Raw genomic sequence first — 913 nt, 5'->3', positions numbered from 1 at the left:
CGCGGCGAAGTGCCCGTGATGGTCGCGTTACGTCTCTTTCTGCCTGACAGTTGGACAAGCGACATATCTCGTTTGAAGCGCGCTCGCGTGCCAGTCGAACATCGAACGGCACGGTCCAAGCCCGAGATTGCTCTAGCCGAGATTGACCGCGCGATGGCAGCCAACGTGCGCTTTGGATGTGTGCTGGCGGATGCAGGATACGGCCTCAGCGCACCGTTTCGACAAGGGCTAACAGAGCGCGGGCTGACCTGGGCTGTCGGCATCCCTCGGCACCAGAAAGTGTATCCGGTCGATGTGAAGCTCATTTGGCCGATTACCAAAGTCCGCGGAAAACCACGAAAGCACCACGTGCCCGATATCTTATCGATTGCCGCAGAACAAATGCTCGCCAGCGCCAAATGGAAAACCGTGAGTTGGCGTAGCGGGACGAAAGGTCGGCTGAAAGCCCAATTTGCTGCTCTCCGTGTCCGGACCGCCGACGGCCCTCCGCAGCGGATATGGGATAAAGGTCAGCAGCATCTCCCAGGCGACGAAGCCTGGCTCATTGGCGAGCAACGTGCGTCCGGGGAGAAGAAATACTATCTGGCCAACCTTCCGGCGGCGACGGATCTGCGCACGCTGGCCGCCACCATCAAGGCACGGTGGATTTGTGAGCAGGCGCATCAGCAGTTGAAGGAGGAACTTGGACTTGATCACTTCGAAGGGCGATCATGGCAAGGTCTTCATCGCCACGCCTTGATGACAATGATTGCCTACGCCTTCCTGCAACATCGTCGCCTCGCATACGCGGGGCGGAAAAAAAGAATCAACGGGCCTCCGCCTCAGCCAACCATGCCAGCCGTACGTCACGCCATCGTCGATCTCATCCTTCGGCCGCCGTCTCAGCAGTGCCCATATTGCCGAAAGCAAATCC

At 58.9% G+C, this 913-nt stretch carries 1 pseudogene; it reads left to right on the top strand.

Annotated features, from left to right (window positions below):
• Positions 1–913 (top strand): annotated as a pseudogene (locus H8A92_RS40545) (IS701 family transposase); the annotation flags it as partial.

The organism is Bradyrhizobium acaciae (genome assembly GCF_020889785.1).
Lineage (GTDB): Bacteria > Pseudomonadota > Alphaproteobacteria > Rhizobiales > Xanthobacteraceae > Bradyrhizobium > Bradyrhizobium acaciae.
This window is presented reverse-complemented; position numbering and strand designations above follow the sequence as displayed.